Genomic DNA, 26,571 nt, shown 5'->3' on the forward strand with positions numbered 1-26,571 from the left:
GTACCTATTCCTGCAAAGGACCTAAGGTAAACACCAGGGCCTGCCAGGGTTCCAGGGAGAATACCCGGTCCTTGTAGTACACCTGCGGCAGATTGTTCAACAGCAGGTCTTCCAGTTCTTCTTCCACGGGCACCGGAAGGGTCACGATATCGTTCGAAAAGTTCAAAATGACGAGCATTTTCTGACCTTCCCATTCCCTGGTATATGCATAGATCTTCTCGTGCTCCGGCAAAAGGAGGGTATAGGCACCGTAGACGAGGGCAGGACTTTCCTTTCGCAGGGAAACCATGGCCTTGAAATGGTTGAGTACTGACGAAGGGTCTTCCTTCTCCACCGCCACATTGACCGTCTTGTAATTCTCGTTGACAGGCAGCCATGGGGTTCCGGAACTGAACCCGGCATTGAGGGTGGTATCCCATTGCATGGGGGTACGGCCATTATCTCTGGAGGAGAATTTCAGGTTAGCCATATAGGTTTCCAGGTCTCCTCCGGCCAACTTCACCTTTTCATATCCATTCAGGGCAGCGATGTCCCTGTATAGGGAAATACTGTCGAATCCGATATTGGTCATCCCCAACTCGTCCCCGTAGTAGCAGTAGGGAGTACCCCTCATGCTGAGGATAAAAGTGTTGAGTAGTTTGGCGGAGGCTGCCCTGAATCTTGGGTCATCACTGCCGAAACGGCTCACGAGTCGGGCCTGGTCGTGGTTGGCCAAAAAGATGGAAAGCCACCCCTTTTCGGCGAATTCCTGATCCCAGCGGGAAAAGACCTCCTTGAAATGTGCCAGGGAGTACCCTTCCGGTTTGGCGATATCCACCCCTTCAAAGGCATAGGCCATGTTGAGTTCCTTCCGGTCAGCATCCACCAGTTCGTGGGCTTCCTCAAAATTACGACCAGCTCCCTCAGCCACCGACATCACATCGTATTTGCTAAAGACTTCCTGGTTCATTTCCCTGAGGTAGTCGTGCAATCCTGGCTGCATGGCGTAGTATTGTATAAAATTTTGCTCCAAGTCATCCGGGAATTCCGGATAGGTGGTATCCTTGGCTGCAAACTGGAAGGCGTCAAGCCGGAAACCGTCCACTCCCTTTTCTGCCCAGAATTTCATCAGGTCATAGACCTCCTGCCTCACCTTTGGATTCTCCCATTTGAGGTCGGGTTGTTGTTGTGAGAAGTAATGCAGGTAATACGCATCGGTGATGGAATCGTATTTCCAGGCGTCACCGGCCGCGTCAAAGAGGCTGTAGCGATAAGGGGGCTTTCCCTTCTCGGCAGGCCACCAGTGGTAGTAATCCCGGTAAGGGTTGTCCCTGGAGCTGCGCGACTGCAGGAACCACTCGTGCTGGTCACTGCTGTGATTCACGACCACATCCATGATAAAACGGATCCCGCGGTCGTGCATGCCTTTGAGCATAGCATCAAAATCCTCCATGGTGCCGAACTCCTCCATAATACTTCGGTAGTCGCTGATATCATACCCATTGTCCGCATTGGGAGAGCTGTAGATAGGGTTAAGCCAGACCATGGTCACTCCCAGGCTTTGGATATAGTCTAATTCCTCGATGATCCCCTTCAAGTCGCCAACCCCGTCCCCGTCCGTATCCTTGAAACTGCGGGGGTAGATCTGGTAGACGATTCCTTCCTTCCACCAGGTGTCGTCTTTAATTACAGTAGATTCGGCCTTCTCAGAACAACCGGTTATACAAAAGACCAGGGCGGTGCACAGAAGGAAGTATCTCATATTGGGCAAGTGTTAGAAATCTCCTTAAAAATAGGGAATATAGGCCAGTTTCAGAACCCTTGTCTTCAAATTAAATCCCGATTTACCGTAAGAAAGGGGCGTTGTTTTTATCGAATTTGGTATTCCACATAGAGCAGGGCCCTGACCTTGAGTGTCCCAGTATTGACGGCAATATCGCCGCCCTGTTTCATATCCATTTCAAGGTTCATCACGCTATTCCTTTGCATGTCATTCACAGGGAAGGATACTTCCGGGGTCACATTGCTGATCCTGCTGATCGCCTTCTCAGTCTCCGGCAATTGGGAGAGAAGTTCGTCAGCAAGGGCATTGGCCTTGGAAAGGGCATCCAGGTAGGCTTTATTCTCCAGCCCATTGATATCTGAGTGGGAATAGGACAGACCACCCAGATTCAGGTTCTCATTCTCGAGTAAGGTGGAGTAGATCATCGGCAGGGAATCCATGGATCTCACGGTGACCACAATGGAGGTCGAACTTTCATACCCGATGAACACCTGCTCCCCGTTATCCCACCGGTACTTTTTGTTTAGCTCCACATTGGTGGTCAGAATGTCTTTGGGTGCGATCCCAAAACCCTTCAACTGATCGGTGAGCGCATTCGATTTTACCACCAGGCATTCTTTAGCAGCTAGGACAGTCGACTCCACGCAGCTCAGGTTGGCCCGGAAGGAGGCCATGTTAGGCAGGGTCTCGATTTCCCCAACCGATTTCAGCATGATAGTCTTTGGAGGGTTCTGAATTTGAGTGCTGCCTACACGGCAACCGGCGATGAACAGAAAGGCCAGAAGTATTGTGAGTGTTCTCATAGATTTCATTTTTGAATTGATTTCAAATCCTGTGCCAACTGATAAGCTTCCCCATAAAATAAGGATTACGCGAAGGAGGTCACTCATCAAAGATGGATTTCAGATGCCAATCTTGTCCGGTCATTTCCCAATGTCCGAGAGAGATCGGGATATTACCCATACTGTTAAGCCGGTCCATGAACTCCTTTACCGTAAAGGGCGTACCCTGGGTTTCTTTCATTTTGGCAAAGTCGGCCATGGCGCTTTCAAGCAGGTATTTCCCCGTGATATAGCTGCTCCCGTAACCGGGTTGCCGCATGTAGAGGTGTTGTTCGAAGAGCAAAAGTTCCTTTTCGGTCTTCATCCAGCCTCTCGGGGTGTATTCTGAATGGATCCCACCCGCTTCTTCCATGGTCATCATATTGGCGTGTGCATAGAGGGATCCCAGGCCCCGGGCAGCGCGCTGGGCGATCATGATATAGACGATCTCCCTGCTCCGGGGGGAATCGTCGTATAATCCGCCTTGCAGGAACAATTCTTCCACAGCCGTAGCCGTACCCTCGTTGCGGGAATCAAAGATGTTGTAGAGAAGGGGTCCCCTTCGGATCTCACTCTGGTGGGGTTCTTCCCGCATCCGTGCCAACTCGAACCAGTGGTAGAAATGGGAATAGAGGGGCCTGGGGTCATAGTGTTCCCCGATCACGAAAAAATTGCGCTTCTCCTCCGGGACAAAGTTGCCCAGGTGTTCACGGAGGGCGGGTTCAAAATAGTCCCTGACCGTAACGATGTCCTGCCCGCCAAGGAAGGCCATAAGGCTTTCCGCGGCTCTGTCGGCCATTTCTTCATAGGCCTCCGGACTGTTTGCTGCCACCATGGGTGGAAGAGCCCTGTTCCGGTGCTCCTCCATTTTCAGGGAAGACCAGGCCCGTGCCAGTTCCCTTTTTAACAACATCACCTCGTCCTCCCAGTTCAGGGGTACCAGATGCACGTTCTGGAGGTACCAGGTATAGTTCTCTTTACCAATCCCTGACGGACCATTCTTTTTACCGCCTTCATTTCTCAACCAGACAGCGAATTCTTCTGTGGATGATATGGCCTCATTTACGGCCTTTACCAGTTGGGAATCACGGGTTACACCTTCGCGAGTTAGTATTTCCCTAAGGTCCCTGACCTGATCTTCAATGACCCGTATTCCGGCCTTCCAGAGTTCGGCGGCATTCCCGGTCAGATTCTCCCGTGCCTGTGCATTCAGAGAAGGGATGACGCTGAGGTCAGAGAGCAGTCGCTTTCTTTCTTCCGGGTTCAGGGGGAAGGAATAGGTCCAGAGCTCCGTGGTCTTGTGATGGGTGGGCCCTTCGTGTGCAGGTACATCCGACTGGTAGGTCCAAACCGACTTGTAAAAAGCCGGGTCCCTTTCCCAGGGTTTGAGGATTCGGTGGTTGAAATCATATCCGTTCATCTCCGCCCAGACCAGCATCCAGTCTACTTTTTGAGGGACCTCCCAGCCTGTGGTGTCTATGGAAGTAAGCCGACTCCTAAGTTCCAGGAACCGGGGCCACCTGTTTTCAAAGGTCTCAGCGGTGTAATCGGGTGCTCCATTGCGCATAGGGGGTTCCTCAAAGGCACGCCAGGTCTTGAACAGGTCCTCAAGATCGCCATAGGAGGGGCTGTTATCCCTTTTATCATTTCCTTGTCCCGTCAGGGAAAATGAAAGCAAAAGGGCAAAGCAAAGGGGATAGTATTTTCTCATCAGGAGTCTGTTTTAGAATGCACACAGGCTAAAGTAGGAATTTCGGGCAAGATGGAAGTGTCTACCGGATGTGCCATTCGGTCACAATCCGAGTGTTGACCGGAGCCGATCCCACTGGGTCCTGAACCAGCTTGTTTTCTGACTCAGGTCCTTATCTTCCAGAATTTTCATGGCATCCTCATACCCCTTGTTGATGATCTCCTGGATCTGGCTTGTATCGGCCCGGTCAAAGGTAGATAGGTCGGGCTTGATTAGCAGGTCGGCATTTTCAGTCTGAAGTTTAGCAGCCTGTTGCATGATAAAGTGGAAACTGTTCATAAGAACATCCAGGATGTTTTCGGGGTCTTTGTATTCGTGTTCGGCATTCAGGTCTACGCCGATGACGTATTCAGCCCCGATCTCCCGGAGGGTTTTAATAGGAACATTCTCGACAATACCCCCGTCTAACAACATTCTCCCCCCGATCTTTACCGGTTTGAACAGGCCCGGAATGCAGGTACTGGCCATAACGGCCTGGGCGACCGAACCTTCCCTCAAAATCACTTTCTCCCCTTTGCTGGCATCGGTGGCGATGATGGCCAGGGGGATGTCTGCATCTTCTATGCGCTGGTCGCCGATATGATCCACGAGGAGTTCCCCGAATTTTTCATTGGATAACAGGCTGTATCTGGAAAGGGAGATACTGGTGATATCCATCCATTTCAGCTTACAGGAGATCTCGTTGATCTCCTTCCAGTTCTTCCCAAAAGCATAGAGGGCCGCTACGAAGGCACCGATGCTTGTTCCAGTGATAAATTCTATCCTGGCCTCCCTCTCCTCGAGTGCCTTTAGCACGCCAATATGTGCGGCCCCCAGCACGGCACCTCCCCCGAGGGCAAGACCCATTTTTTTCATAGAGATGTTATTTCAGATATTACCGATAAGTATATCTAGACTCGGGATAATTTACATTAAAATGTTTATTTGACTGTTCATTGGATGAATACCATTTTAGGGAATTCCGAGAATTTACTTTAGAAAATACATTTTCAAGGCTCCACGGTTTTTGACCTCAATTTCTCCTCGGTATTCGCACTCGTACTCTTGCTTAATCTCCATGTAAGTGGTTTCAGAGATATTGATCCGACCGGGTTGGGAATTCGCCTCCATGCGCGAAGCGATATTCACGGTATCCCCCCAGATGTCGTACTGCCATTTTTTTATCCCTACAATCCCTGCAACAACGGGCCCGGAATGCAGTCCGACCCTGATCTCAAAATGATTTAGCCCATCCTTTGCTCCCCGGGTTTTGGCAACAAAGGCGGTCATTTCCTTGGCTGCTTTAATGGCATTCAGCGCGTGTGAGGAATTGGGCGTGGGCAGTCCGCTTGCACACATATAGGAATCTCCCACCGTTTTAATTTTCTCTAACCCGTAGGCTGAGGAAATCTCATCAAATTTTTTGAAATAGCTGTCGATACTTTCTACAAGTCTAACAGGTTCTGTATGTTCTGCTATTTTCGAAAATTCCACAAAATCAGTGAACAAAACAGTGACTGCTTCACATTTTACAGCCTCAACGCGACCATTGCTCTTTAATTCCTTGGCTATTTCTGAGGGCAAAATATTGAGAAGCAACTTCTCTGATTTTTTTTTCTCTTTGGAAATACTTCGATAATACCAGAATAAGGTTATGAGTCCTACTAACGTAAATCCCAGTATAATGCGCTGATTTCTCTTCTGCTGGTTGAGCAGGTCAACCTCTACCTGTTTTTGAGACACTTCAAAGTCTGTCCGCAAGTCGGCCATGGATTGTACGGCCTTGATGTTGTTTACACTATCCCGGTAGGCAACATGATCTTTATAGTGTTTTAGAGAGGCGCTGGTGTTTCCAACGGTTTCATAAAGTTCAGACAGTTTGAGGTTTGCATCACTAATCTGGTCCTTTAACCCGTATTGTCTTGCTAGATTCAGGCTTCTTTGGGCATATTTGATGGCAGCTTCACTATCGCCTTTCTCTAATTCAATTTCGGCTATGGAAAGGAGATATACACTTATAGGGTAATAGTCTTTATAGGCTTCCAATATGCGAACTGCTTCATTGATATTTTTTTCGCCGAGGTCGTTTTGTCCCAGGTTGGCATAAACCATACCCATATTTCCCAGCGTATAGGCTTTGCCGATGTCATAATTCTCTAATTCAAATAATTGCTCTGCTTCTTTGAAATAGACCAACGCCGAATCATATACTTTCTGGCCAAGGAGTGCGTCGCCCGCATTGGAAAGTGTGGCAGCCAGGGCAACCCTATCTGTATATTTGCGCAATGCCGTGACTGCTTTATGGTAGTAAAGCATTGCATTCTCGTGATTATCAGAGATCGTATAGATATCTGCAATCGCACCATAGGCACTTCCTTCGAGGGACCCGAGACCTTCCCTTTTAGAGATTTCTGCACATTTAATATAAGCTTCAAGTGCTTTTTCAAGTTCACCCATTTGTATGTGGGCATTACCCTTCTGAAAATACCCCTGTGATAAATAGTCAGAATTATTATTTATGCGGGCAAGGGCTATCAATTCTTCAGCATATTCAACGACAAGTTCAAAATTGTTGATCTCGTTAAAAGCCAGGTCACTGAGTAATTGAAGTTTCGCATCACCAGTTACGGTGTCTGCCTTATAAACTGCAGTCAGTCTATCTGCGACCCTTTGGTCTTGGGCAAATAAAGTGATGGAAATAACCCAAAAAAGGCCTATTAGAATGTAATAGGCCTTTGTTTGTATAACCATGGTTATTTTTGTTTCGGTTGAATCTTAATGCGGGGATCAAACTTTTTGCGCTGCCCTGCACCGTCTTTTCCAAGCCATCCAGTGCCTGCTGTTGTCCATTCTATATAATAATCTTCCCATTGGTCACTTCCGATGTCAGGATTGACCGTGCCTTGCCAGTTTATAGAATTTGGAAGTTGTTTAGGATCGGGCTTGAAAACATCAAAAGACATAGGTTTTTCTGAAATTTTTGTGATTGCCGCTACACCCGAACCAGGTTCAATAACCCAGGTAATTTGATCACCCTGTACGGCATTCGTAGTTCCTTCATCTGACATGGTCAATTTTCCTGTTTTAGGATCACTTCCGGTAATTTTAATGATAATGTCTCCCATTTATTTAAATTTTAGTTGGTTTGAGTTTTAATCAACAAGATACTATTTTTTATTCCGAAGTCTTCATTCGGCTCTGCAATTAAGTTGTTAATACAAATACGTGTTACTATAGACAAATATCTATTCATGGGGGATATATATTTACAAATAATGATTAACTAGGGATTTTTAGCAGAACTAAACGAGATGGACTCACCTGATATTAAAAAGGCCGTCAATAAGAGCCTTGATTATCTTTGGTCTAGAAATGCAAACGGATTCTGGGAAGGATTCCCAACTCTGGCCGGAACTTCCGATATCTGGGTCACCGGTTTTGTACTGGCTCATATTTCGTCTCTTACCGGAAATACATCTACCAGGCAAAGGACCCATGAATTTCTAATTAACGCCCGTCATCCTCAGGGAGGGTGGTCTTACAGCGCTATCGTTCCCCCAGATGCAGATTCTACAGCCTGGTGCCTGGCTGCGCTCAGTGGCCAGCAGAATCTCACTAAAGATATGCTGAAAGCATCCAGAACTTTCCTTTGGGGTCACTATACAGGCAAAGGGATCGCTACCTATATCCCCGCTTCGGGAATTCAGCAGTTCATTGGGGCACCTTCTGAAGAGTTCATGACTGGCTGGTACAATGCTCACCCGGATGTTTCCATAGCAGCCGTACTGGCAGATATTCATGGCATTCATATGCCTGAAACTCTTGATTGGATAGCAGGTTTGCCCAAGAAAGACGGAATGATAGCTTCCTACTGGTGGCGCAGCCCTTTTTATAGCACGGCCCTTTACCTCAGGGCAATTAAGGCCCTTAAAAAGAACCTGAGTACAGTGGATCAATCAATATTGGTGACCACCCTTCAAAGAGATCAGATGGATAATGGAGGATACGGGTTGGATGATTCGGACACCCCTGACATTTTTAGCGCTGCTTTGGCCTTAGAATGCATGATTTACCTAGAGAAGGATGTGTTGAGCGATAACATGAAGGCATGCGTCAATTATTTGCTGAGTGCGCAAAACCCAGACGGCAGTTGGGAAGGTCATCTCATCTTACGCCTTCCGGCACCTGACGTTTTGGATCCTGAAACGGTCTTTTCCTGGAATAACCCGGAGGGCGGAGGAAATTCATTCATTGCAGACAGGGCCGGACTTTTCACTACTACCCTAGCCTGCCATTCCCTCGCACTTTGGGGAGAAAAGATAAGCGCATCCAAACAATGAGTAAAGATAACCAGGTATCCTTTATAGATTGGCATGATCACTTTGGACGTATCTTTTTCAAAGCATGGAAGAGAGTGGGTCTGCCAGATCCGGCTGGACATATTACCAGGTATATCGCACAACGGGAACACCAGCAATTACCTGGTGATTGGATTAAGACAAACCATAAGATTTCCCCAGGAATTCATGGGACAAGACTTTATTCGGTATATGGATTTGGAAATATTGTTGGGAATGTTTTTTCAGATCTGTTTGGTTTGAGCCCGGAGCAAAAAGAAAAGGCATCAGACTGGTGCGGCCGTTTTAATCTGGGAATCAGCCTTTTTGATTTTATCACCGATGAACAGGAAGGCGCAACAGAACTGATCAAATTACCTGTATTTCAGAAGTTTTCGAAATCAGATACTGCAGAGCGGACAGTTTTAACACCGGCACAGGAGTTACTTGTCAAGCTTACTGCTGATGTCCTAGAAGAGTTCATACAAACGGGATTCAGTCTGGAAGATCTTCAGCCGTTATTCGATGCCCAGCTCTACCTGTCCCAGAAAAAGATTCACATGTCTGTAGACCTTTTGAAGATCCAGAAGGCCCTATTCATAAAATCAGCCGAACCATTTTCTCTTATGGCTGCTTTCGTAGCCAGACATGGTGGGTTAAAGGATCAGGAGCGGATGAAACGGAACCGGAGTCTGGGGCAAGTTTTAGGCAAATTATACTGGATGGTTGACGATGCGCGTGACATCTGGACAGATTTGAACGAAGGAAATTGGAATCTCTTTCTGGCTGAAGTTGCACGTTTAGATCCCGCTCTTTTCCAAGAAGAAAATCAAGTGTATAACCAAAAGGAAATAACAGATATTTTACAATTGGTCGCTTATCCTGAGGCACTAACCCATGCTGTTTTAGAAGAACTAACGGGAGCTCTTGATTCCCTCCACACTACTCAGAAAACAAAAGATAAGACCATGGGATTGATTGCTGCTTCTTTGCAGGAGTGGTTAGGATAAGCAGCCCGTATCTTCCTTCTTATCTTTTTTTCCTACGAAATCCCTGTGTGTGCCGCCCGTTATTATTGTTACGGTTGGCAAAAAACTCCTGCTTCCTGCGCTGTTTCTCTTTTTCCATTTCCTTCTTTTCCGCTGCATTCATGGGGCGGTCCGTCTGGGGGAAGGGATGGTCCGTGATGACCTCGATCTTCTGGCGGGTCAGTTTTTCGATATCGGTGATAAAGGCGTTCTCCTCAGGTTCACAAATGGATATTGAAATACCCTCTTCACCGGCACGGCCACAGCGCCCGATTCGGTGCACATAGGTCTCAGGTTCATTGGGGATGTCGTAGTTGATCACATGCCGGAGTTTGTCTATGTCTATTCCCCGGGCGGCGATATCGGTCGCTACGAGTACTCTCTTTTTCCCGTCCTTGAAATCATTCAGGGCCTTTTGGCGCTGGTTCTGGGATTTGTTCCCGTGGATGGCAGCCGCTTCGATCCTCTTTTTATGAAGGTTGCGGACGATCTTGTCGGCCCCGTGTTTGGTACGTGAAAAAAGAAGTACCTGATCCATCTCCGGATCCTGAAGGATATGCAGGAGGAGGTCGTTCTTGTTGGCTTTGTTGGTGGTGTAAAGGTACTGCTGGATGGTCTCCGCCGTCGAAGACACGGGACTGACGGCCACCTTTTTGGGGTTCTTCAGGATTTGACGGGACAATTCCACAATACTCTGGGGCATGGTGGCCGAAAAGAAGAGGGACTGTCGCTGTTTGGGCAGTTTGGCAATGATCTTTTTAATGTCGTGGATAAAACCCATGTCGAGCATGCGGTCTGCCTCATCCAGTACAAAATATTTGATGTGATCCAGGGTGATATAGCCCTGGTTCATCAGGTCCAGTAATCGACCCGGCGTGGCCACCAGGATATCCACCCCGTTGCGCAGTGCAGTGGTTTGGGCATTCTGGGAGACACCCCCAAAAATAACCGTGTTCCGCAGATGGGTGTATTTGCCGTACTCGGTAAAGCTCTCAGCGATCTGAATGGCCAGTTCCCGTGTAGGGGTCACAACCAGAGCCTGTATACTTCTTTTACCCTTGCCGTGTTCTGTTTCGTTAGCAAGGTGCTGTAAGATAGGGATGGCAAAGGCTGCGGTCTTCCCGGTTCCCGTTTGTGCACTGCCGATGACATCTTCTCTGCCCAGGGCAAGGGGAATGGCGCTGGCCTGGATGTCAGTTGGAATAATATAGTCCACATCTTTAAGTGCTTTAAGGATGGGAGGGATCAATTTAAGATCTTCAAAGGTCATATTGTTTTCTTTCAAGCCGCAAAAGTACTACTAAATGAGCCGACAGCATAGGGAATAGAGCAATAACTGCCTGAGGTTGACCTATCCTGAGACTATCCGGCTTAAATAGGCTTGTGTTTTGAAGAATTTGTTCATTTCAGGCCTAATGGAGTTTTTGAGACATGAGATGCGGACAATATCTATTGAAATGATAGAAGAAATGGGAGGTAGGGTCCCGTAAAATATCCGTATCTTTTAACAGGCTATGGCGATCGATCAGAAGACCCAGAAGTCTAAACAAGATCGCGGACCCTTTAAAATCTGACCGTATGAAAAGAATTATTGGAATCCTACTTCTGCTACTGGCAGTCTATCTGGGATATACCGGAATTACGAAATTTTCTGACAGTTCATCCTCGGTAGACATCCTGGGGGTGGAACTCAAGGCGGAGGATAACCAGCAAAAGAACACCTCTTACATCTTTATCGGCTTTGCCGTCATTGCAGCCATAGGCGGGATCGCACTGGTCAGATCAGACAGCAAATAAGATCATAGAATGTCTCGGGTCTATTACAGGATGAGGATAAGGAGCAGGATAACGATCAGTGCTCCGGCAGAAATATAGATCCCGTTCCCGGTAGTACGCAACTGGGTTTTGATGGCTCGCACCTCCATTCTCAGGGCTTTTTTTTCTGCCCGTTCCAGGTTGGATTTGTCCATGGCTTTGATCTCTTCCAGGCGGTCTAGCATGACCCTTACCTCAGCCGGAATCTCCGTGGGTTCTGGTGTTTTATCTTTCTTTGCAGCCTGAACGGGGGAAGACAGGCCCAGGGTAAAAGAGAGGAGAAGAGCCATTAGGGTCGCTTTTTTCATTGGGTTAATTTTACGGTTGGACATCAATGTAGCTTTTTTCCAAGAATCCATGAGATGTTTCCCGGACAATAAAGCAAAGGACTCCTAGGTTTTGGAAAAGGAAGGAATCAGGCCTCTGTATTTCAGTCAGTTACCGCACTGATCCTGGCCCATAATTCATTGTCGAACCCGGAGATGGCAAACGCCGGGTTAGCTGGATCTGCAGCATTTCCCATTCGTATGACGACCATATTTCGACTAGGCACGACATAGACCCTCTGGTCCAGGGCTCCCATCCCGGCAAACATGTCTAAAGGAGCATTGGGGACCAGGGGCCCCGTGTATTGCTCCTGACCCCCGGGGAGCATAAAGACTGATTTGCCATTGAGCCACCAGAAGTATCCGTAGGAAGTATTAATATCCTGGGAAGTATTGTGGCTATCGATGAAAAAAGACTCATTGACCACCTGATCTCCATCCCAGTTTCCGTTGTTCAGGGCGAGGAGTCCAAACCGCGCCATGCTCCTGGCGGTGCTGTGATAAATGGTAAAAATAGCACCGTAATTCCAGAATCCGTCCATGCCTATCCTGTTTTTGAGCCGGGTATTGAAATAAGCTTCAAATTCCTGGTTGCCCGCTTCTGCGACCACATCGATGAGCTTCTGGAAGACGTTGCCATAGGCCCAACGGGTACCTGCGTCCGCCAGGTAGGTCAGGTTATCTTTTACCACCAGCTGCTTGGTGTCATCTATCCCTGAGGTCATGGTGAGCAGATGCCAGGGGGTGATCAGGTCTTCTTTTTCCAGGGTCATGTTCGTCCATCCCTCTCCGAGATAATCAGACACTTGGGCGTCTATATTGAGGAAACCGTCCTCTTGTGCAAGGCCTGTCGTAGTGCCCACCAGGGTCTTCCCGGCGCTGTTCCACTCCCATGTATCCGCGGCTGTTTGCCCGTCAAAATATTCTTCTACTACGATCCTTCCATTCACGAGGATGATGAAGGATTTGGTATTCTTTTCCGCCAGGTAATCCTTCAGGGGTTGAAGGGCAGTTTCGTTCCAGCCCAATTCGGAGGGTGAAGTGGTCTCCCAATTGATACCTGAAACCGGTGGAAAATACATGCCCGAATCAGGCTCAGGCGTTGTGTTGTTGTCATCCTTGCTGCAGTTGGTCAAAAACAATAAGGAGGAAAGGAGGATCAGGGTCTTTTTCATAAGTTGGTGATCAGGGTGAACGTTGAAAGGGATCAGTTGATTTATATCGCTTTACTTATGAAGGTACAAACGAATTTATAAGGGTTTTGTTGTATTGGAAAAAGACCGCCTTCCCTTGTTTTCATTCGGAATAGAGGGTCTTCTAACTCGTTGGGAGCTCCGGTTTCGGAAGCGCTTTTTGGAGGTACTCAGTTTTTGATCAGGTCCACACCCTTCATCCAGAAGATCTGTGATTCAAAAAAACGAAGTCGGGTTGTCACTTCCCTGTCGCTCTTATCCCGGGGCGATTTTGAGATCCACCGCGCCTGGGTCCCCGTAAAATCAAGGGTGTATTGCTCATTGAGATCGCCAGTTTCAGTAACAAATGAGATCACCGGGATTTCCGTACTAAATTTCCTTCTGGCCTCTGCCTTCCATGATCCTCTTCCGTAAAGGTCCGTCTCTGAGGGAAGGCTTTTTTTTCGCTGTGTTCGCGAATGGAAATAAAAGGTCCCATCAGGGTTCAGCCTGAGTGTATATACGATGAAATGCTGTTCCTCACTCCCCATTTCCAGGGTGTATTCTCCTTGAACCTGATCGATTTGGGCCCATGAGGCAAATGGGATTAGCAACAGAAATATGTGAGTCAGAACTTTCATGTTATTGTCTCGGTTTAACCACTTGGAATATTTCATGGAGTGGTGCAATTTTCGAGCCAAAGTCGGAGATATATTAAACTCAATAAATGATTCCGGGTGTCTGATGGAGATAAGCAGGATCTTCGATCTGTTTGAGCATAAAATGAGCCACATCGGCCCGGGAGATCCACAGGGTCAGGATGTAACTCCCCAGATTTTTCCCGGTTCTGTACTTCCCCTTCCTCCGTCCATTGGTGAGCTGACCCGGGCGTACGATGGTCCAGTCGAGCTCGCTTTCCTGTATCAGGTCTTCCTGTTTTGCCTTGTCCCGGAAGTAGAAGAAAAGGATAAACGGGATTGCGAAGAGGGTGTAGTACAACCCCATCCTGAAGCGGCTGTCACCTATCCCCAGGGAGGTGATACAGATTAAACGCTTTATCCCCTGCTTTTCCATCTCAACGATCACGTTTCGGGTACCTGCTGAAAGGATGGAGGTGGGCACAATAAATCTCTTGTGGCCAAGGGCTGAGAGCACCGCATCCTGTCCTTGAAAGGCCTTTCCGAAACTCTCGGGCCTGAGGACATCGCCCTGTACCACCCTGAGGTTGGGATGGTCGATCTTAACTTTTTTTGGATTGCGTACCAGGGCCGTGATCCTGTAACCTGCCTCCAGGCCTTGTTTGATCAGCTCCCTGCCCGTTTTACCGGTGCCGCCTATCACAAGAATTTTCACGAGATGGATTTTGAGGTAAAGGTTATGAATTATCCCGTTGATCACCTTATCAGGGATCCTGAACTGTTGGATTACCTTCCCCAATTGAAAGGATGATCCCATAGGATAGGGTCAACTTCTATTCGTATGATGCTGGGAGGTTTTAGGGTTTATTCTATTGTTCGATAGATCACGATGAGGACCCCAATGGCAAAAATGGAAGTGAAGATGAGCTTATTATGCCTGGCAAGCCAGTTGGGAAGGAATATATCAAAATTGTCCTTTGTGGAATCCGAGTATTTCCTGGCGATCAGCGTAAGCGGGCAGAACATCTTGAAGATCAATAAGGTAAGGCCCTCTCCGAGGATAAGGACAATGCCGATCCAGGTGTAGATATTCACGGTATCTGCAATTCCCGTGTACAGAATATAAAAGATAACAAAGACAAAAAAAGCCCAGATCACGGTGTGGATTAATTTGATGGCCCATAGTTTCTTCCCGGCGTTCGCGATGTGTGGTCTGTTGTTCATATGATCTGTCGCGTAATGAATTCCTGAGGTCCGGGCTATTCTGGCCCCGGGGGGTTCCGAGTGAGTTTCACCTGATCGGAAGGCCAGGCCGGATGCTTCTTATCCGGCGATACCAGACTTCCTATGACCATGGCCAGGCAACTCAGTACAAAGCCGTAAATAGTGGCGTCTATCCGGGTCTCGTAAAGATAGCAAAAGAACCAGACAAAGCCCCCTGTGATCACGGCTGCCCATGCCCCTGCCACAGAGGCTTTTTTCCAGAAAAGGCCAAAGGTAAAAGGGGCAAAAAGGCATACGAGGATCAAGGCCAGGGAAGCAGCCACCAGGCCCACTATGTCGATATCGCTAAAGGCAAAATAACAAGAGAACGCCGCTACGACCACCACACTGAGTCGGGTGTACAGCAGCAATCTCCGGTCTGAAATTCCCCGGGCATACGTTTTGATGAGGTTTTCGCCGATTACGGTGGCCGGTGCCAGCATGGCCCCGCTGGAAGTACTCAGGATAGCGGAGATCATGGCCCCGTAAAAAAGGATTTGCACAGGCGTACTGGTGAACATAAGAACCATGGCGGGGATGATCTCCTGCCCGTCCCCTGCATCCATCAATTCGGGATAGAGTTGGGCGCCCCCCAGACCGATCAACAAAGGGATACTGGGGATGGTTACCATCAGAAAGGCACCGAGGAAAAGCCCATTTCTGGCGGCCTTTTCATTCCTGGCAGAAAAAACCCGCTGGTAGATCTCCTGTACCGGGATTGGGCCCACGGCGAAGGCAAGGAAAAGGGCGATGAACTCAGACCAGGAATCTATTCCCGCGGTAGGAAGTAGGTCGTAGAATTCGGCCCTCCGTTCTTCAAAAAATAGCCCGATACCGCCGGCCTGTTGCAGCACTTCAGTCAAGAGGATGATCAGCCCCAGCAGGATCATGATGCTCTGGATCATGTCCGTATAGGAAACTGCCCACATACCCCCGATATAGGTATAAATGATGACGATCACGGCTCCGAGAAAGATGCCATAGTCCAGGGGCACCCCAATGATGGCATTGAACAGGTAGGCCAGGGCAACGAACTGGGCGGCAATCCAATGGGGGTAGGACACCACCATGAGGATAGAAGAGGTCACCTCCAGGGATTTGTTATACCTCAGTTTAAAAAAATCACCCACCGTCACGATATTCATGCGATAGAGCTTTCGCGCATAGAAAATACCCACGACCAGCAGACACAAGCCTGGTGCGAGTACGAGATTAAAAAATGCGGTAAAGCCTTCTGCTACAAAACGGCTGGGGTTGCCCATGATCTGGCTGGATCCGAACCAGGTAGCGAAAAGGGTGACCCCTACAAAGGAGGTCGACAGGCTTTTCCCGGCAAGAGTAAAGTCATCAGAGGTCTTGATCCGCCTCGAGGCCCAGAACCCGACACCCAGGGTCAGGAGAAGGTATAGAATGATAAAACTGGTGATCAATAGACTTTGGTTGGTTTTTGGTTGGTTGCGGTCTGACCTCTTTCAATAGGTCAGGAACAAAAAAAACCCTTATTTCCTTGGTTTCGGAGATAAGGGCTTTCCTTCAGATGATCATATTTTAAAGAGTTCTCAGGTATTCGGCCACGTCTCTTGCCTCCTCCTGGGTGAGGTTCTGGTTGAGCATAATGGCGTTGTTATATTCCTTCAATAGGGCCATGGCAATGGGATCTTCCCTCAGCATCACATCGGGGTTCAGGATCATGTTCATCACCCATTCCGGACTGCGTCTTTCGTAAACACCTGAAAGGGCTGGGCCAATCATCCGCTGATTCGGGAGGTGGCAGGCCGTACAGATGGCGTTGTATTTTGCCTCTCCCCTGGCAGCCATTTCCTTATCGATCTCATCCGGAAAGGTGAGATCAGTAATAGGGCCTATCCCTTTATTGTTCAGGTCTACCGGCACCCCTTCCGATGCGGTCTCTGTGGTTGTGGTGGTTTTGGTCCGACTCATTTCAAAACCCTCCTTCTTCTCTTCTTTCTTTTCTCCGCAACTCAGGGCAAAAAGACCCAGTACTGCGGCGAGTAGTATTTTTTTCATGCTTCCAGATTTATAATCGCACTAAGATATAAAAATCGTATCGGTTTAAATTTCCTCAAAGAATTTTAACGCCCTTTTTTCCGTGTAGGCGATATTCTGAGCATCGTAAAAGCCCACATGACCCCCGTACTCAGGCGCTTCCAGGTAAACAGAGGGGTTGGCTTCTGATTCCCGGAAAGGATAGCATTCAGGCCCCAGGAAGGAGTCGTTTCGGGCGTTGATGATGAGTGTGCGGACGCGAATATTGTGGAGGAACTGATTAGAACTGCATTGGGAATAATAGTCCAGGGCATCGGCAAAGCCATGGGCCCTGCTGGTATAGATATCATCGAAATCCTTAAGGGTTTTTATTTTCTCTATCTCGCTGTCGGACAGGAGTTCGGGGAACATGGGCTGTTTGGCTTTGAGCTTGGCTACCAGGTGTTTCCTGAACCGGATGGCGTAAGGGGTGTTTTCCCAACTCATCAGAGCCCTTAGGGAACTGTAAAGATCGACCGGGGCCGAGATCGCAGCGATCCCTTTCAATGCCCCCGGGATCTCCCTTCCTTCCCCTGCGTATTTCAGGACCATATTGCCGCCCAGGCTGAACCCTTTGATATAGATCTCCCCGTATTTTCTCGTATTGAGAATATGTTGTACAACGGCATCCAGGTCTTCTGTCGCCCCTGAATGGTAGGAACGGTACAGCCGGTTCGGTTCCCCGCTGCAACCCCTGAAATTCACCGCACAGCAGTCGAACCCCGAAGCATTGAAATGCCGGGCGCTTCCGGTGATATAGGGTCGTTGCCCATGGCCTTCCAGACCGTGGAGAAGGATGACCACTTTTTCAGTGTTTTTCCCCGTGTAGCTCCAGTCGAGATCCATAAAGTCCCCGTCAAGGAGTTCGAGTCGCTCCCGTTCCTGTTCGAAGTCGGCGATCTTCCTGAACAGGCCGTAGTAAACGGTTGAGATATGGCCGTTCCTGAACAGGAGCGGTGGCAGATATGCTGATGGTAAATTGGGCATCAGTACAAAATATTATCCTGTGGTTGAACTGGGTCGGGGAGTTCTTCCTCATCCAGCATGTCGCGTAGATCGATCTCAATGGTCCTGCACAAGGCGGTCATGGGGACGTCGTTGATCCTGCCTTCGAATGGGTCCTCACTGTTGTCCCCTATACTCTCCATGGAGACAAAAATCCAGGATATCAGTACGGAAAAGGGGATCATAAGGAATTCATACCAGGCTTTGGAACCTCCCATATCCTCGGACCCAAACACATTTAACAGTCCGAAGGGGATCAGCAGTACAAAGATCCAGGTGAAGATCTTGGAGAAATACCCGTACTGCCTGGGAAAGGGGGTGTTCTTGATCCTTTCGCACATTCCCTGAAGGTTATAGCATTCTTCAAGAACCGATTGTAATTGGTCTTCCTGGAAACCGTCAATGATCTCCTTCTTTTTGAGGTCCACCAGCTGTTTCGCCTGATTCTTGATCAGATGGGTGGCCGGATTTACCCGGTTTTTGAGGTCTGCATACTCCTGGGCTGAAACGAACGGACTGGCCTCATCGCAGGAGGCCTGGCTTTCCCCGTGTCTCTTGTGCAAATTCTCGACCGTCGCATTCATCTTTATAGACCACGATTTAGGCTGACGCAGCTGCACCCTGAGGGCGTTGATCCACGCCAGGTGGCGATAGATCATCTCGCGTTGTATTTTTTTATTTGCTTCTGCATCCGGGGTTTGAACAAAACTGATGACCTGCAGGGCCCAGGTCCTGCTGTAATTGACAATACCTCCCCAAATCTTTCGCCCTTCCCAAAAACGGTCGTAACTCTGACTGTTCTTAAAACCTATGTAAAAAGCAACCGCGATACCGATCACAGAAAGAGGCTGAAAAGGGATGTCGAGGAAGTCGAGCCACAAAAAGTGATAGGCATAAAAAATGATGCCTGCGTATAGCGTAAAGAAAATGAGATTTTTCCATGCAAATCGCATGATCAATCCCCAGCCTATATTGCGTTTTACATACATAGAAGCTTGTTATTTCGGATAGGTATCCAGGAGAGCGGCCTGGGACTGTACGGCTTCTCTGAATTCCTGCTTAAGCCTGTTCACCAGGTCGCTTACCGGCAGTACGTCCTGTACGGTGGTCACTCCCTGACCGGCAGACCAGATGGTCTTCCAGGCTTTGGCCTCGGTGTCTAGTTCCTTCCCGAAGTCGATCTTCCGGTCTTTTTTAAGGTCCTCTTCGGAGATTCCCGCCGCCTTCAAACTGGCGTGTAAAAAATTGGCGTGGACCCCGGAAATGGCAGCGGTATAGACCACGTCACTGGCTCCGGCATTGATGATCATCTCCCGGTAAGCCTGAGGGGCCTTGCTCTCTTCTGTATTGATGAAGCGGGTGCCCATGTAGGCGAGGTCTGCCCCCATCTGCAGGGCGGAGGCGATGTCCCTCCCGGTGGAGATACAGCCTGAAAGGATAATGGTCTTGTGATAGAATTTCTTGACCTCGGCCACCAGTGACATGGGGTTGATGGTACCGGCATGGCCCCCTGCCCCTGCTGCTACCAGGATAAGGCCGTCTACCCCCGCTTCTGCTGCCTTTTCAGCATGCCTTTTTTTGATGATATCGTGGAATACGAGTCCGCCGTAACTGTGTACCGCATCGACCACCTGGGATACGGCCCCCAGGGAGGTGATGATGATGGGCACCTTGTGCTTGATACAGAGTTTGAGGTCTGCCTGCAGCCTGGGATTGGTGGGGTGTACGATAAGGTTAACCCCGAAAGGGGCTGCTTTTTTCCCGCTTTCCTTTTCGTAATTGGCCAGGGACTCTTTGATCTCTATAAGCCACTCTTCAAAACCCTCGCTAGTACGCTGGTTGAGGGCAGGGAATGTCCCCACGATACCGTTTTTGCAGCATTCTATTACCAGTGCCGGGCCGGAGATCAGGAACATGGGCGCTGCGATAGCGGGGAGGGAGAGGGTCTTGATAAAAGCGGGTTTTGAAGTCATCGGTTTGTATTAAGGCCTAAAAATAGGGATTAATTTTTTTGCAAACCTCCCTGTGTTGCGCAAAAACAATGGTATTTTTGCTCCCGGAAAAACGAGGAAATATGACCTATTTCAAGGAATTCGAAGTGCGGTGGAGCGACCTGGATGCCAACAGGCATATGGCCAACAGTGCCTATACCAATTTCATGAGCCACACCAGAATGGCCTTTCTTATGGAGAGGGGGTTCGATCACCAGACATTGATAAAAAACCAATTGGGCCCCGTGGTCTTTTACGAACATATGTATTATTTTAAGGAAGTCTTTCCAGGCAAGCCATTGAAGGTCTCTGTGGAAGTTACAGGGATGAGTGAGGATGGGATGTTCTTCGAATTCCATCACAATTTCTATACGGCCGACGGGAAGAACGTGGCCCACTGTGAAATGATGGGAGGCTGGATCGACCTCGATACACGGAAACTCACCGGGTTGAAAGGGGAACTCCTTGAAAACTTTCAAAAGTTTACAAAGGCGGGGAACTTCAGGCAGCTTACCAAAGAGGACACCCGAAAATTCAGGAAGATACCGAAGGATCTGGACTAGGTTTTTTGCTTACCAGGTAGACTCCTAGACAGACCAGCAGAGCGGCGGTCACCTTCACGGGACTCAGTTGGTCCTTCCCGCTCAGTACCGCAAAGACGATACCTACCAGGGGTTGAACGTAGACAAAGGCACTTACTGTAGAGGCTTTGAGCTGGGTGAGGGCAAAGGCGTTAAACAGGTAGGTACAAAAGGTGGTGCCCAGGACCACAAAGCCGATCTTCCAAACGGCTTCCCATGGGAGGGTACCCCAGGAAATCTCAAGGAATTCTGGCAATGCCAGAGGAGCGTTCAGGAAGATCCCTATCAGGAACAACCATTTCATCAGCGTAAAAGGGTGGTATTTTTCAACCAGCTTCTTTGCCAGGATAAGGTAAAGCCCAAAGAACAGCGAATTTACGAGGAACAGCAAATTTCCCAACGGGATATTCGGGGCATCCTGCCGTATCTCCTCTCCGTAAAAGATGAGGCCCAGGGCTCCTACCAGCCCGATAACGATGCCAAGGCCTTTTACCAGCCGGATCTTTTCCTTGATCAACAGGGCAGAAAGGACCACTACGATGATGGGGGTGGTGGTAACCAGGACGGAACTGTTGATAGGCGTGGAAAGGTCGAGACCTTTGAAAAAGGCAAGCATATTGATGGCCATCCCGAAGAGGGAACAGAGTACGAGTCGGCCCCAGTCCTTTTTTTCGATCCTTTCTCTGGGGCCCACAAAGGAAAGCGCCCAGAAAAGAGCGGTGGCTCCCAGTACACGGATCATGATAAATCCGAAGGGTTTTACATAAAGAGGCATCACGCCTTTGGCAATAGTGTGGTTCAATCCGTAGATCGTCGTAGCGCCAAGGGCGGCGAAAAGAGCGAGCGTCCTGTTGCTCAAGGGTGAAGGGATTGCCGGGCCAGGGCCACGGTATTTTTGGCATTCCCGATAAAGATCTGGCCGTTGTGAACGAGGACCGGCCGTTTTAAAAAGGTGTAGTGTTCCAACAAGAGGTCCCGAAAATCGGATTCAGCCAGGTTCTTCGCCTTCAGGTTTCTCTCCTTGTACAGCCTGGCCCTCTTGCTGAACAGGGCCTCGAAACTGCCGGCCAGTTTCATGAGTGCTTCGACCTGGTCAGAATTCAAGGGTTCACTTTTGATATCCTGCAACCTGACATCCTCAGGCAGGTCGAGTTCACCCAGGATCCGTTGGCAGGTATCGCATGTGCTCAGATAAAAAAAAGTGTCCTTCATTTTTTTCTCCTGGGGATGGGTTGAATATCCTGTTGCAAAGAAACCTATTTATCTGCGAATTCTCTACTTTTATCAAAATGAACTCTATGGAAAAGCTCTTCGAGATCACCGAAAAACTGCACGAGATCTACTTAAAAACCTTGCTGTCTACACCTATGGACCAGCTTTTTGTGGTACCTAAACCCCATAACAACAATCTTTTCTGGAATATCGCCCATGGGTTGGTCACGGAACAGGCCCTGGTCTACAAATTGAGCAACCTGCCCCCAAGGCTGGACGGGGAATTGATAAGCAAATACAGCAAAGGAACCTTTCCTGAGGCTGGGGTAGACCGCAGTGAGGTAGAACAGGTGGCAGAGGCACTGCCCCTTACAACCGGATGGATGAAGGAGGACTATGAGAAAGGGGTCTTCAAGAATTTTAACTCCTATACGACCAGTGCCCATGTTACCCTGAATACTGTGGAAGATGCCATCGCTTTCAACCTATTCCACCTGGGGCTGCATTACGGAACTATTCGCAGCATGCAGAAATTGCTCAATACCCCGGCCTGAATCAGAGCTTCATCCCCGGAGTGATAAATTGCTTGGCCTCCCTGAATGGAATGGTGAGCTGTATCTGCCCATCGGCGTAGGAGGCTACCTCATATTGGTTGTACAGCAACAGGATCCCGTTGGGGGTTAGTCCGATATTGGCCGGCAGGTAGAAGGAATCGAGTTCAAACATAAACCCTGTGCTGTTGATAGGAGCATCGGCAGGAATATTCTCCTGTTCCCTGAAGGCCGACTCAGCGTAGGAGCGAAAAGCCAGCAGGTCCCTGAAGAGTTCCTGGGTGTTGATCTTTTCCCCTTTCTCTATGTCGAAATTCAGGAAGTTCGTCGAAGTGTATCCGTGGGCTCCCCCGGTAAAGAGATAGGAGTCCAGTCGAACGGAAAGGACCCGATGGTTCTCAAAGGAGACCTCAGCCTTGATCCTGGCTTCCCAGGGAACGGTCTCATCCGGATACACGGATTTCAATTCTGAATATCCGAGGGAGAAGGAGTTGACCGCCTCATTGATGTCGCTGACCTCGAGACTGTCCGAAAAGGTCAGCAAGCCGATGATCTCTTCCTCTATTCCCCTGTTTACGGCCCGTGCGATCTTCGTGTCCTCGATCACCCTGGGGTACTCAATGCTTACCTCCGGACAATCATCACAGGGGGCATTGGTATAGACCACGGGTTCCATGACAAGGGTTGATTCCTCCTCACAGGAAACGATAAAACACAAGAAGAATAATATAATAAGAGGCTTGGAAAACTTCATAGGATTCAATCTGATGGACACACAAAACTACATTTTATTCTAAACAGAAGCACGGCCATGACTGCCAATTTCGATCAAAAAAGCATTCGTTAATTCCGGGCCAGAACGATACCTTTGTAGCTTTAGACAAAGTTCATGAGCAAGAAACCCTTACACTTCAACAGCAAGGCCATCCACGGGGGCCAGGAGCCCGATGCGGCCTACGGTGCGGTTATGCCGCCCATTTATCAAACCTCCACCTATGCCCAGTCCACCCCCGGCGGGCACAAGGGATACGAGTATTCCCGAAGCGCCAATCCCACGCGGACTGCGCTGGAAAAGTCCCTGGCGAGCATTGAAAACGGGGAATACGGCTTGGCTTTTGCCAGCGGACTCTCTGCAATAGATGCAGTGATCAAATTATTGTCTCCCGGAGATGAGGTGATCTCAACCAACGACCTCTACGGCGGGAGTTATCGCCTGTTCAAAAAGGTCTTCGAGAAATACGGGATCACCTTTCATTTCGTAGGCATGACCGATCTATCGAAGATAGCGGAAAGGATCACCGAGAATACAAAGCTGTTATGGGTGGAAACACCAACGAATCCCATGATGAACGTGATCGATATCCGAGGGGCATCCCGACTGGCCAAGAAGCACGGTTTGCTGCTGGCGGTAGACAATACTTTTGCAACTCCCTATCTGCAAAGACCCCTGGATCTGGGGGCGGATATCGTCATGCATTCTGCTACCAAATACCTGGGCGGCCACAGTGATGTAGTCGTGGGTGCACTCGTGGTGCGTGATAAAGAACTGGCAGAGCAGCTCTACTTTATTCAGAATGCCAGCGGGGCCGTTTGTGGCCCCATGGACAGTTTCCTTGTGCTGAGGGGGATCAAGACCCTTCATGTGCGTATGCAGCGCCATTGTGAGAACGGGGAGGCCATCGCCCGGTATCTCAGGGAACATCCCGGGATCGAGAAGGTATACTGGCCGGGTTTTGAGGACCATCCCAATCACAGTATCGCGAAAGAACAAATGAGCCATTTCGGAGGGATGATCTCTTTTATCCCCAAAGGAAGTTCCTTCAGGGATGCCGTCAGGATCGTGGAAAAACTACAGGTTTTTACCCTGGCAGAATCTTTAGGGGGAGTGGAGAGTCTTGCCGGTCATCCGGCCAGCATGACCCATGCCAGTATCCCAAAAGAGGAACGGGAAAAGAGCGGGGTGGTCGACGCCCTGATCAGGCTCAGCGTGGGGATAGAGGACGTGCGGGACCTGATAGCGGATCTCGAACAGGCCCTGGAGTGAACATTTTATCAAATACATAAAAAAAAGGCTAAAAAATTATTTAAATACTATAATTTTGCCGCTATGTTAAGAATCTAACAACAGCCATTTAATACACAATACATATGGATGCAAAAATTAAAGCTTTCATGGATGAGGTGACGGCGAGGAACGGACACGAACCCGAGTTCATCCAGGCGGTCCAGGAAGTAGCCGAGACCGTGATCCCTTACATTGCCAAGCACGAAATCTACAGCGGCAAGAACATTCTCCTTCGTATGGTGGAACCCGAGCGGCTCATCTCGTTCCGGGTGGCCTGGGTAGATGACGACGGGGAAATCCACGTCAACCGGGGGTATCGCATACAGATGAATTCGGCTATTGGCCCTTACAAAGGCGGCCTCCGATTCCATCCCACCGTCAATGCCAGTATCCTCAAATTCCTGGCCTTCGAACAGGTTTTTAAGAACAGCCTCACCACCCTCCCCATGGGAGGCGGGAAAGGGGGATCCGATTTCGACCCCAAAGGTAAATCCGATGACGAGGTCATGCGGTTCTGCCATGCGTTTATGACAGAACTTTGCAGGCATATCGGCCCGAATACGGATGTCCCAGCCGGAGATATCGGCGTAGGTGCCCGGGAAATAGGTTTCCTTTTTGGGATGTACAAGAAGATAAGGAACGAATTCACGGGAGTACTCACCGGGAAGGGACTTTCCTGGGGAGGGTCCAAGATCCGGCCAGAAGCGACTGGTTACGGAACCGTATATTTTGCCCAGAGTATGCTGAAGACGCGCGGAGAGGGGATCGAAGGCAAAGATGTGGTGATCTCCGGAAGTGGGAACGTAGCCCAGTACGCAGCCGAAAAGGTATTGCAAATAGGGGGTAAAGTGCTTACCCTTTCGGATTCCGGCGGATATATTTATGATAAGGACGGAATCACCGAAGAGAAGCTGCAATGGGTCATGGACCTGAAGAACAACAAAAGGGGTCGTATCTCTGAGTACGTTGATAAGTACAAATCGGCCACCTATCACGCAGGAAAGACTCCCTGGGAGGTGCCTTGCAAGATCGCATTGCCCTGCGCAACCCAAAATGAACTCGAAGGGGAGGATGCGAAGAAGCTCATCAAGAATGGATGTATCTGCGTGGCCGAAGGTGCCAATATGCCTTCTACCCCGGAGGCCATTCACATTTTCCACGAGAAGAAGATACTCTTTGCTCCCGGAAAGGCTTCCAACGCAGGAGGTGTGGCGACTTCCGGACTGGAGATGTCACAGAACTCCCTCAGAATCAGCTGGACCAGGGAAGAAGTGGACGAGCGCCTTAAAGGGATCATGGAAGACATTCACGATTCCTGTATCCAGTACGGGAAGGAAGAGGACGGTTATTGCAACTATGTGAAGGGGGCAAACATAGCCGGCTTCGTAAAGGTGGCCGACGCCATGCTCGCTCAGGGTGTGATCTGACGTTTGAAATTTATAACAGAAACAGCCTCTTCGGATTCCCGAGGAGGCTTTTTTGTACCTTTGAACGCCAATAAATTTCCTATGCGGGTAACCACCAGGGCCATTGTTCTCTCCTCCATAAAATACGGGGATACCAGCCTGATCGTCAAAATGTTTACAGCGTCTGACGGACTCAGGACCTACCTCCTCAAAGGGATCCTGCAGACCAAAAAGGGGAAGCTAAAGATCGCTTATTTCCAACCCCTCACCCAACTCGAGATCGTCGCGGTGCACAGGAACAAGGGCAGCATGGAACGATTGCAGGAGGTCAGGGTGGCCTATCCCTATGAATCACTTCACACGGATGTCGTCAAGAATGCGCTGGCTTTTTTTCTGGCTGAGATGATGAGCAACAGCATACAGGAAGAGGAGCGCAACGAGGGCCTGTTTCGTTTCCTAGAAGCCGCTTTCCAATGGGTGGATCACAACCGTCAGATCGCAAATTTTCACCTTTATTTTTTACTAGAGGTAACCAAGTATCTCGGTTTCTATCCCGATATGTCGCCTCCCCGGTCCGAATACTTCGACCTTCAGGACGGTCAATTCACTTCCCGACCTTCACTCAACCCCATGATCACAGGGGAAGAATTAAGGCTGTTCGAAGCCCTCTTAGGCACAAATTTTGATGTTATACACACAATCAGAATGTCCAAAAAAGAGAGGCAGGCCGTGTTGGATAAAATAGTCCTCTATTTTGAATTACATTTGCACGGTTTTAGAAAACCCAGGTCCCTGGAGGTTTTGAATGAAGTTTTCAACTGAG

At 49.0% G+C, this 26,571-nt stretch carries 28 protein-coding genes; 8 read left to right on the top strand and 20 right to left on the bottom strand.

The features are described from left to right. Window positions 1-4: 4 nt before the first annotated feature. The 6 genes from GWK09_RS06480 to GWK09_RS06505 all read right to left on the bottom strand — a co-directional run bounded on the left by GWK09_RS06480 (window position 5) and on the right by GWK09_RS06505 (window position 7,437). Entirely contained in the window at window positions 5-1,741 is a 1,737-nt protein-coding gene (locus GWK09_RS06480; protein WP_163692173.1) for a glycoside hydrolase family 13 protein, read from the bottom strand. 107 nt (window positions 1,742-1,848) lie between these two features. Then, window positions 1,849-2,565, bottom strand: coding sequence for an SIMPL domain-containing protein (locus tag GWK09_RS06485; protein WP_163692174.1), 717 nt, complete (start codon window positions 2,563-2,565; stop codon window positions 1,849-1,851). A gap of 79 nt (window positions 2,566-2,644) precedes the next feature. Continuing rightward, window positions 2,645-4,294, bottom strand: a complete 1,650-nt coding sequence (locus tag GWK09_RS06490; protein ID WP_163692175.1) for a DUF885 domain-containing protein — start codon at window positions 4,292-4,294, stop codon at window positions 2,645-2,647. Window positions 4,295-4,375: 81 nt separating this feature from the next. Beyond that, the gene (locus GWK09_RS06495) at window positions 4,376-5,188 is read right to left on the bottom strand and encodes a patatin-like phospholipase family protein (RefSeq protein ID WP_163692176.1); all 813 of its coding nucleotides are present in this window, start codon (window positions 5,186-5,188) and stop codon (window positions 4,376-4,378) included. Between the two features lie 114 nt (window positions 5,189-5,302). Continuing rightward, the gene (locus GWK09_RS06500) at window positions 5,303-7,063 is read right to left on the bottom strand and encodes an adenylate/guanylate cyclase domain-containing protein (protein WP_163692177.1); all 1,761 of its coding nucleotides are present in this window, start codon (window positions 7,061-7,063) and stop codon (window positions 5,303-5,305) included. A 2-nt stretch (window positions 7,064-7,065) separates the two neighbouring features. After that, window positions 7,066-7,437 carry a hypothetical protein gene (locus GWK09_RS06505; RefSeq protein WP_163692178.1) on the bottom strand — a complete coding sequence of 124 codons (372 nt, stop codon included), beginning with the start codon at window positions 7,435-7,437 and terminating at the stop codon, window positions 7,066-7,068. 186 nt (window positions 7,438-7,623) lie between these two features. Between GWK09_RS06505 and GWK09_RS06510 the strand changes: the two genes are divergently transcribed. Next, complete coding sequence (locus GWK09_RS06510; protein ID WP_163692179.1) at window positions 7,624-8,652, top strand: prenyltransferase/squalene oxidase repeat-containing protein; 1,029 nt, start codon at window positions 7,624-7,626, stop codon at window positions 8,650-8,652. After that, window positions 8,649-9,659, top strand: coding sequence for a hypothetical protein (locus GWK09_RS06515; protein ID WP_163692180.1), 1,011 nt, complete (start codon window positions 8,649-8,651; stop codon window positions 9,657-9,659). Before GWK09_RS06510 ends, GWK09_RS06515 begins: the two co-directional genes overlap by 4 nt. A gap of 19 nt (window positions 9,660-9,678) precedes the next feature. Here the strand turns inward: GWK09_RS06515 and GWK09_RS06520 are convergent, their stop codons facing one another. After that, window positions 9,679-10,947: a DEAD/DEAH box helicase gene (locus GWK09_RS06520; RefSeq protein WP_163692181.1), complete on the bottom strand. Its 1,269-nt coding sequence runs from the start codon at window positions 10,945-10,947 to the stop codon at window positions 9,679-9,681. A 308-nt stretch (window positions 10,948-11,255) separates the two neighbouring features. On the opposite strand from GWK09_RS06520, the gene GWK09_RS06525 reads away from it, so the two are divergent. Beyond that, window positions 11,256-11,474: a hypothetical protein gene (locus tag GWK09_RS06525; RefSeq protein ID WP_163692182.1), complete on the top strand. Its 219-nt coding sequence runs from the start codon at window positions 11,256-11,258 to the stop codon at window positions 11,472-11,474. Between the two features lie 23 nt (window positions 11,475-11,497). On the opposite strand, the gene GWK09_RS06530 is transcribed toward GWK09_RS06525, so the two are convergent. The 10 genes from GWK09_RS06530 to GWK09_RS06575 form a co-directional block, all read right to left on the bottom strand. Further along, window positions 11,498-11,800, bottom strand: coding sequence for a hypothetical protein (locus tag GWK09_RS06530; protein WP_163692183.1), 303 nt, complete (start codon window positions 11,798-11,800; stop codon window positions 11,498-11,500). A 122-nt stretch (window positions 11,801-11,922) separates the two neighbouring features. Next, a complete protein-coding gene (locus GWK09_RS06535; protein ID WP_163692184.1) occupies window positions 11,923-12,993 on the bottom strand; it encodes a serine hydrolase domain-containing protein in 1,071 nt (356 codons plus the stop codon). 188 nt (window positions 12,994-13,181) lie between these two features. Beyond that, on the bottom strand, window positions 13,182-13,631 hold the full coding sequence (locus tag GWK09_RS06540) for a hypothetical protein (RefSeq protein ID WP_163692185.1): 450 nt from the start codon (window positions 13,629-13,631) through the stop codon (window positions 13,182-13,184). 79 nt (window positions 13,632-13,710) lie between these two features. Further along, window positions 13,711-14,445, bottom strand: coding sequence for an NAD(P)-dependent oxidoreductase (locus GWK09_RS06545; RefSeq protein ID WP_204260365.1), 735 nt, complete (start codon window positions 14,443-14,445; stop codon window positions 13,711-13,713). A 47-nt stretch (window positions 14,446-14,492) separates the two neighbouring features. Then, window positions 14,493-14,852 carry a hypothetical protein gene (locus tag GWK09_RS06550; protein ID WP_163692187.1) on the bottom strand — a complete coding sequence of 120 codons (360 nt, stop codon included), beginning with the start codon at window positions 14,850-14,852 and terminating at the stop codon, window positions 14,493-14,495. A 35-nt stretch (window positions 14,853-14,887) separates the two neighbouring features. After that, window positions 14,888-16,321 carry a sodium:solute symporter family protein gene (locus GWK09_RS06555; RefSeq protein ID WP_163692188.1) on the bottom strand — a complete coding sequence of 478 codons (1,434 nt, stop codon included), beginning with the start codon at window positions 16,319-16,321 and terminating at the stop codon, window positions 14,888-14,890. Window positions 16,322-16,439: 118 nt separating this feature from the next. Continuing rightward, a complete protein-coding gene (locus tag GWK09_RS06560) occupies window positions 16,440-16,919 on the bottom strand; it encodes a c-type cytochrome (protein ID WP_163692189.1) in 480 nt (159 codons plus the stop codon). A gap of 45 nt (window positions 16,920-16,964) precedes the next feature. Next, on the bottom strand, window positions 16,965-17,924 hold the full coding sequence (locus GWK09_RS06565; protein WP_163692190.1) for a YheT family hydrolase: 960 nt from the start codon (window positions 17,922-17,924) through the stop codon (window positions 16,965-16,967). Beyond that, complete coding sequence (locus tag GWK09_RS06570) at window positions 17,924-18,931, bottom strand: bestrophin family protein (protein ID WP_163692191.1); 1,008 nt, start codon at window positions 18,929-18,931, stop codon at window positions 17,924-17,926. Before GWK09_RS06570 ends, GWK09_RS06565 begins: the two co-directional genes overlap by 1 nt. 9 nt (window positions 18,932-18,940) lie before the next feature. Beyond that, complete coding sequence (locus tag GWK09_RS06575; protein WP_163692192.1) at window positions 18,941-19,915, bottom strand: NAD(P)H-dependent flavin oxidoreductase; 975 nt, start codon at window positions 19,913-19,915, stop codon at window positions 18,941-18,943. A gap of 101 nt (window positions 19,916-20,016) precedes the next feature. On the opposite strand from GWK09_RS06575, the gene GWK09_RS06580 reads away from it, so the two are divergent. Further along, on the top strand, window positions 20,017-20,496 hold the full coding sequence (locus GWK09_RS06580) for an acyl-CoA thioesterase (RefSeq protein ID WP_163692193.1): 480 nt from the start codon (window positions 20,017-20,019) through the stop codon (window positions 20,494-20,496). On the opposite strand, the gene GWK09_RS06585 is transcribed toward GWK09_RS06580, so the two are convergent. Both GWK09_RS06585 and GWK09_RS06590 read right to left on the bottom strand, forming a co-directional pair. Then, window positions 20,468-21,373 carry a DMT family transporter gene (locus tag GWK09_RS06585; RefSeq protein WP_163692194.1) on the bottom strand — a complete coding sequence of 302 codons (906 nt, stop codon included), beginning with the start codon at window positions 21,371-21,373 and terminating at the stop codon, window positions 20,468-20,470. The genes GWK09_RS06580 and GWK09_RS06585 overlap by 29 nt on opposite strands. Next, window positions 21,370-21,726 (bottom strand): arsenate reductase family protein, encoded by a 357-nt coding sequence (locus GWK09_RS06590; RefSeq protein ID WP_163692195.1) that lies wholly within the window; start codon window positions 21,724-21,726, stop codon window positions 21,370-21,372. The genes GWK09_RS06585 and GWK09_RS06590 overlap by 4 nt, the downstream gene beginning before the upstream one ends. An 86-nt stretch (window positions 21,727-21,812) precedes the next feature. Between GWK09_RS06590 and GWK09_RS06595 the strand changes: the two genes are divergently transcribed. After that, window positions 21,813-22,280: a DinB family protein gene (locus tag GWK09_RS06595; protein ID WP_163692196.1), complete on the top strand. Its 468-nt coding sequence runs from the start codon at window positions 21,813-21,815 to the stop codon at window positions 22,278-22,280. Window position 22,281: 1 nt separating this feature from the next. Here the strand turns inward: GWK09_RS06595 and GWK09_RS06600 are convergent, their stop codons facing one another. After that, window positions 22,282-23,031 (bottom strand): DUF3298 and DUF4163 domain-containing protein, encoded by a 750-nt coding sequence (locus tag GWK09_RS06600; RefSeq protein WP_163692197.1) that lies wholly within the window; start codon window positions 23,029-23,031, stop codon window positions 22,282-22,284. A 135-nt stretch (window positions 23,032-23,166) separates the two neighbouring features. On the opposite strand from GWK09_RS06600, the gene GWK09_RS06605 reads away from it, so the two are divergent. The 3 genes from GWK09_RS06605 to recO all read left to right on the top strand — a co-directional run bounded on the left by GWK09_RS06605 (window position 23,167) and on the right by recO (window position 26,570). After that, complete coding sequence (locus GWK09_RS06605) at window positions 23,167-24,321, top strand: cystathionine gamma-synthase (protein ID WP_163692198.1); 1,155 nt, start codon at window positions 23,167-23,169, stop codon at window positions 24,319-24,321. Between the two features lie 104 nt (window positions 24,322-24,425). After that, window positions 24,426-25,769 carry an NADP-specific glutamate dehydrogenase gene (gdhA, locus tag GWK09_RS06610; RefSeq protein WP_163692199.1) on the top strand — a complete coding sequence of 448 codons (1,344 nt, stop codon included), beginning with the start codon at window positions 24,426-24,428 and terminating at the stop codon, window positions 25,767-25,769. 81 nt (window positions 25,770-25,850) lie between these two features. Then, window positions 25,851-26,570 carry a DNA repair protein RecO gene (recO, locus tag GWK09_RS06615; protein ID WP_163692200.1) on the top strand — a complete coding sequence of 240 codons (720 nt, stop codon included), beginning with the start codon at window positions 25,851-25,853 and terminating at the stop codon, window positions 26,568-26,570. Window position 26,571 lies beyond the last annotated feature (1 nt).

Origin of the sequence: Muriicola jejuensis (assembly GCF_010671595.1) — a bacterium.
Classification (GTDB): Bacteria; Bacteroidota; Bacteroidia; order Flavobacteriales; family Flavobacteriaceae; genus Muriicola; species Muriicola jejuensis.

Bases quoted from the DNA above. Each gene is read 5' to 3' on its own strand.
- GWK09_RS06565 (WP_163692190.1), bottom strand. From the start codon at position 17,924: ATGCCCAATTTACCATCAGCATATCTGCCACCGCTCCTGTTCAGGAAC.
- gdhA (WP_163692199.1), top strand. From the start codon at position 24,426: ATGGATGCAAAAATTAAAGCTTTCATGGATGAGGTGACGGCGAGGAAC.
- GWK09_RS06595 (WP_163692196.1), top strand. From the start codon at position 21,813: ATGGAAAAGCTCTTCGAGATCACCGAAAAACTGCACGAGATCTACTTA.
- GWK09_RS06490 (WP_163692175.1), bottom strand. From the start codon at position 4,294: ATGAGAAAATACTATCCCCTTTGCTTTGCCCTTTTGCTTTCATTTTCC.
- GWK09_RS06540 (WP_163692185.1), bottom strand. From the start codon at position 13,631: ATGAAAGTTCTGACTCACATATTTCTGTTGCTAATCCCATTTGCCTCA.
- GWK09_RS06550 (WP_163692187.1), bottom strand. From the start codon at position 14,852: ATGAACAACAGACCACACATCGCGAACGCCGGGAAGAAACTATGGGCC.
- GWK09_RS06480 (WP_163692173.1), bottom strand. From the start codon at position 1,741: ATGAGATACTTCCTTCTGTGCACCGCCCTGGTCTTTTGTATAACCGGT.
- GWK09_RS06525 (WP_163692182.1), top strand. From the start codon at position 11,256: ATGAAAAGAATTATTGGAATCCTACTTCTGCTACTGGCAGTCTATCTG.
- GWK09_RS06495 (WP_163692176.1), bottom strand. From the start codon at position 5,188: ATGAAAAAAATGGGTCTTGCCCTCGGGGGAGGTGCCGTGCTGGGGGCC.
- GWK09_RS06560 (WP_163692189.1), bottom strand. From the start codon at position 16,919: ATGAAAAAAATACTACTCGCCGCAGTACTGGGTCTTTTTGCCCTGAGT.
- GWK09_RS06580 (WP_163692193.1), top strand. From the start codon at position 20,017: ATGACCTATTTCAAGGAATTCGAAGTGCGGTGGAGCGACCTGGATGCC.
- GWK09_RS06485 (WP_163692174.1), bottom strand. From the start codon at position 2,565: ATGAGAACACTCACAATACTTCTGGCCTTTCTGTTCATCGCCGGTTGC.
- GWK09_RS06570 (WP_163692191.1), bottom strand. From the start codon at position 18,931: ATGTATGTAAAACGCAATATAGGCTGGGGATTGATCATGCGATTTGCA.
- GWK09_RS06535 (WP_163692184.1), bottom strand. From the start codon at position 12,993: ATGAAAAAGACCCTGATCCTCCTTTCCTCCTTATTGTTTTTGACCAAC.
- GWK09_RS06590 (WP_163692195.1), bottom strand. From the start codon at position 21,726: ATGAAGGACACTTTTTTTTATCTGAGCACATGCGATACCTGCCAACGG.
- recO (WP_163692200.1), top strand. From the start codon at position 25,851: ATGCGGGTAACCACCAGGGCCATTGTTCTCTCCTCCATAAAATACGGG.
- GWK09_RS06545 (WP_204260365.1), bottom strand. From the start codon at position 14,445: ATGGGATCATCCTTTCAATTGGGGAAGGTAATCCAACAGTTCAGGATC.
- GWK09_RS06510 (WP_163692179.1), top strand. From the start codon at position 7,624: ATGGACTCACCTGATATTAAAAAGGCCGTCAATAAGAGCCTTGATTAT.
- GWK09_RS06605 (WP_163692198.1), top strand. From the start codon at position 23,167: ATGAGCAAGAAACCCTTACACTTCAACAGCAAGGCCATCCACGGGGGC.
- GWK09_RS06500 (WP_163692177.1), bottom strand. From the start codon at position 7,063: ATGGTTATACAAACAAAGGCCTATTACATTCTAATAGGCCTTTTTTGG.
- GWK09_RS06505 (WP_163692178.1), bottom strand. From the start codon at position 7,437: ATGGGAGACATTATCATTAAAATTACCGGAAGTGATCCTAAAACAGGA.
- GWK09_RS06600 (WP_163692197.1), bottom strand. From the start codon at position 23,031: ATGAAGTTTTCCAAGCCTCTTATTATATTATTCTTCTTGTGTTTTATC.
- GWK09_RS06530 (WP_163692183.1), bottom strand. From the start codon at position 11,800: ATGAAAAAAGCGACCCTAATGGCTCTTCTCCTCTCTTTTACCCTGGGC.
- GWK09_RS06515 (WP_163692180.1), top strand. From the start codon at position 8,649: ATGAGTAAAGATAACCAGGTATCCTTTATAGATTGGCATGATCACTTT.
- GWK09_RS06575 (WP_163692192.1), bottom strand. From the start codon at position 19,915: ATGACTTCAAAACCCGCTTTTATCAAGACCCTCTCCCTCCCCGCTATC.
- GWK09_RS06520 (WP_163692181.1), bottom strand. From the start codon at position 10,947: ATGACCTTTGAAGATCTTAAATTGATCCCTCCCATCCTTAAAGCACTT.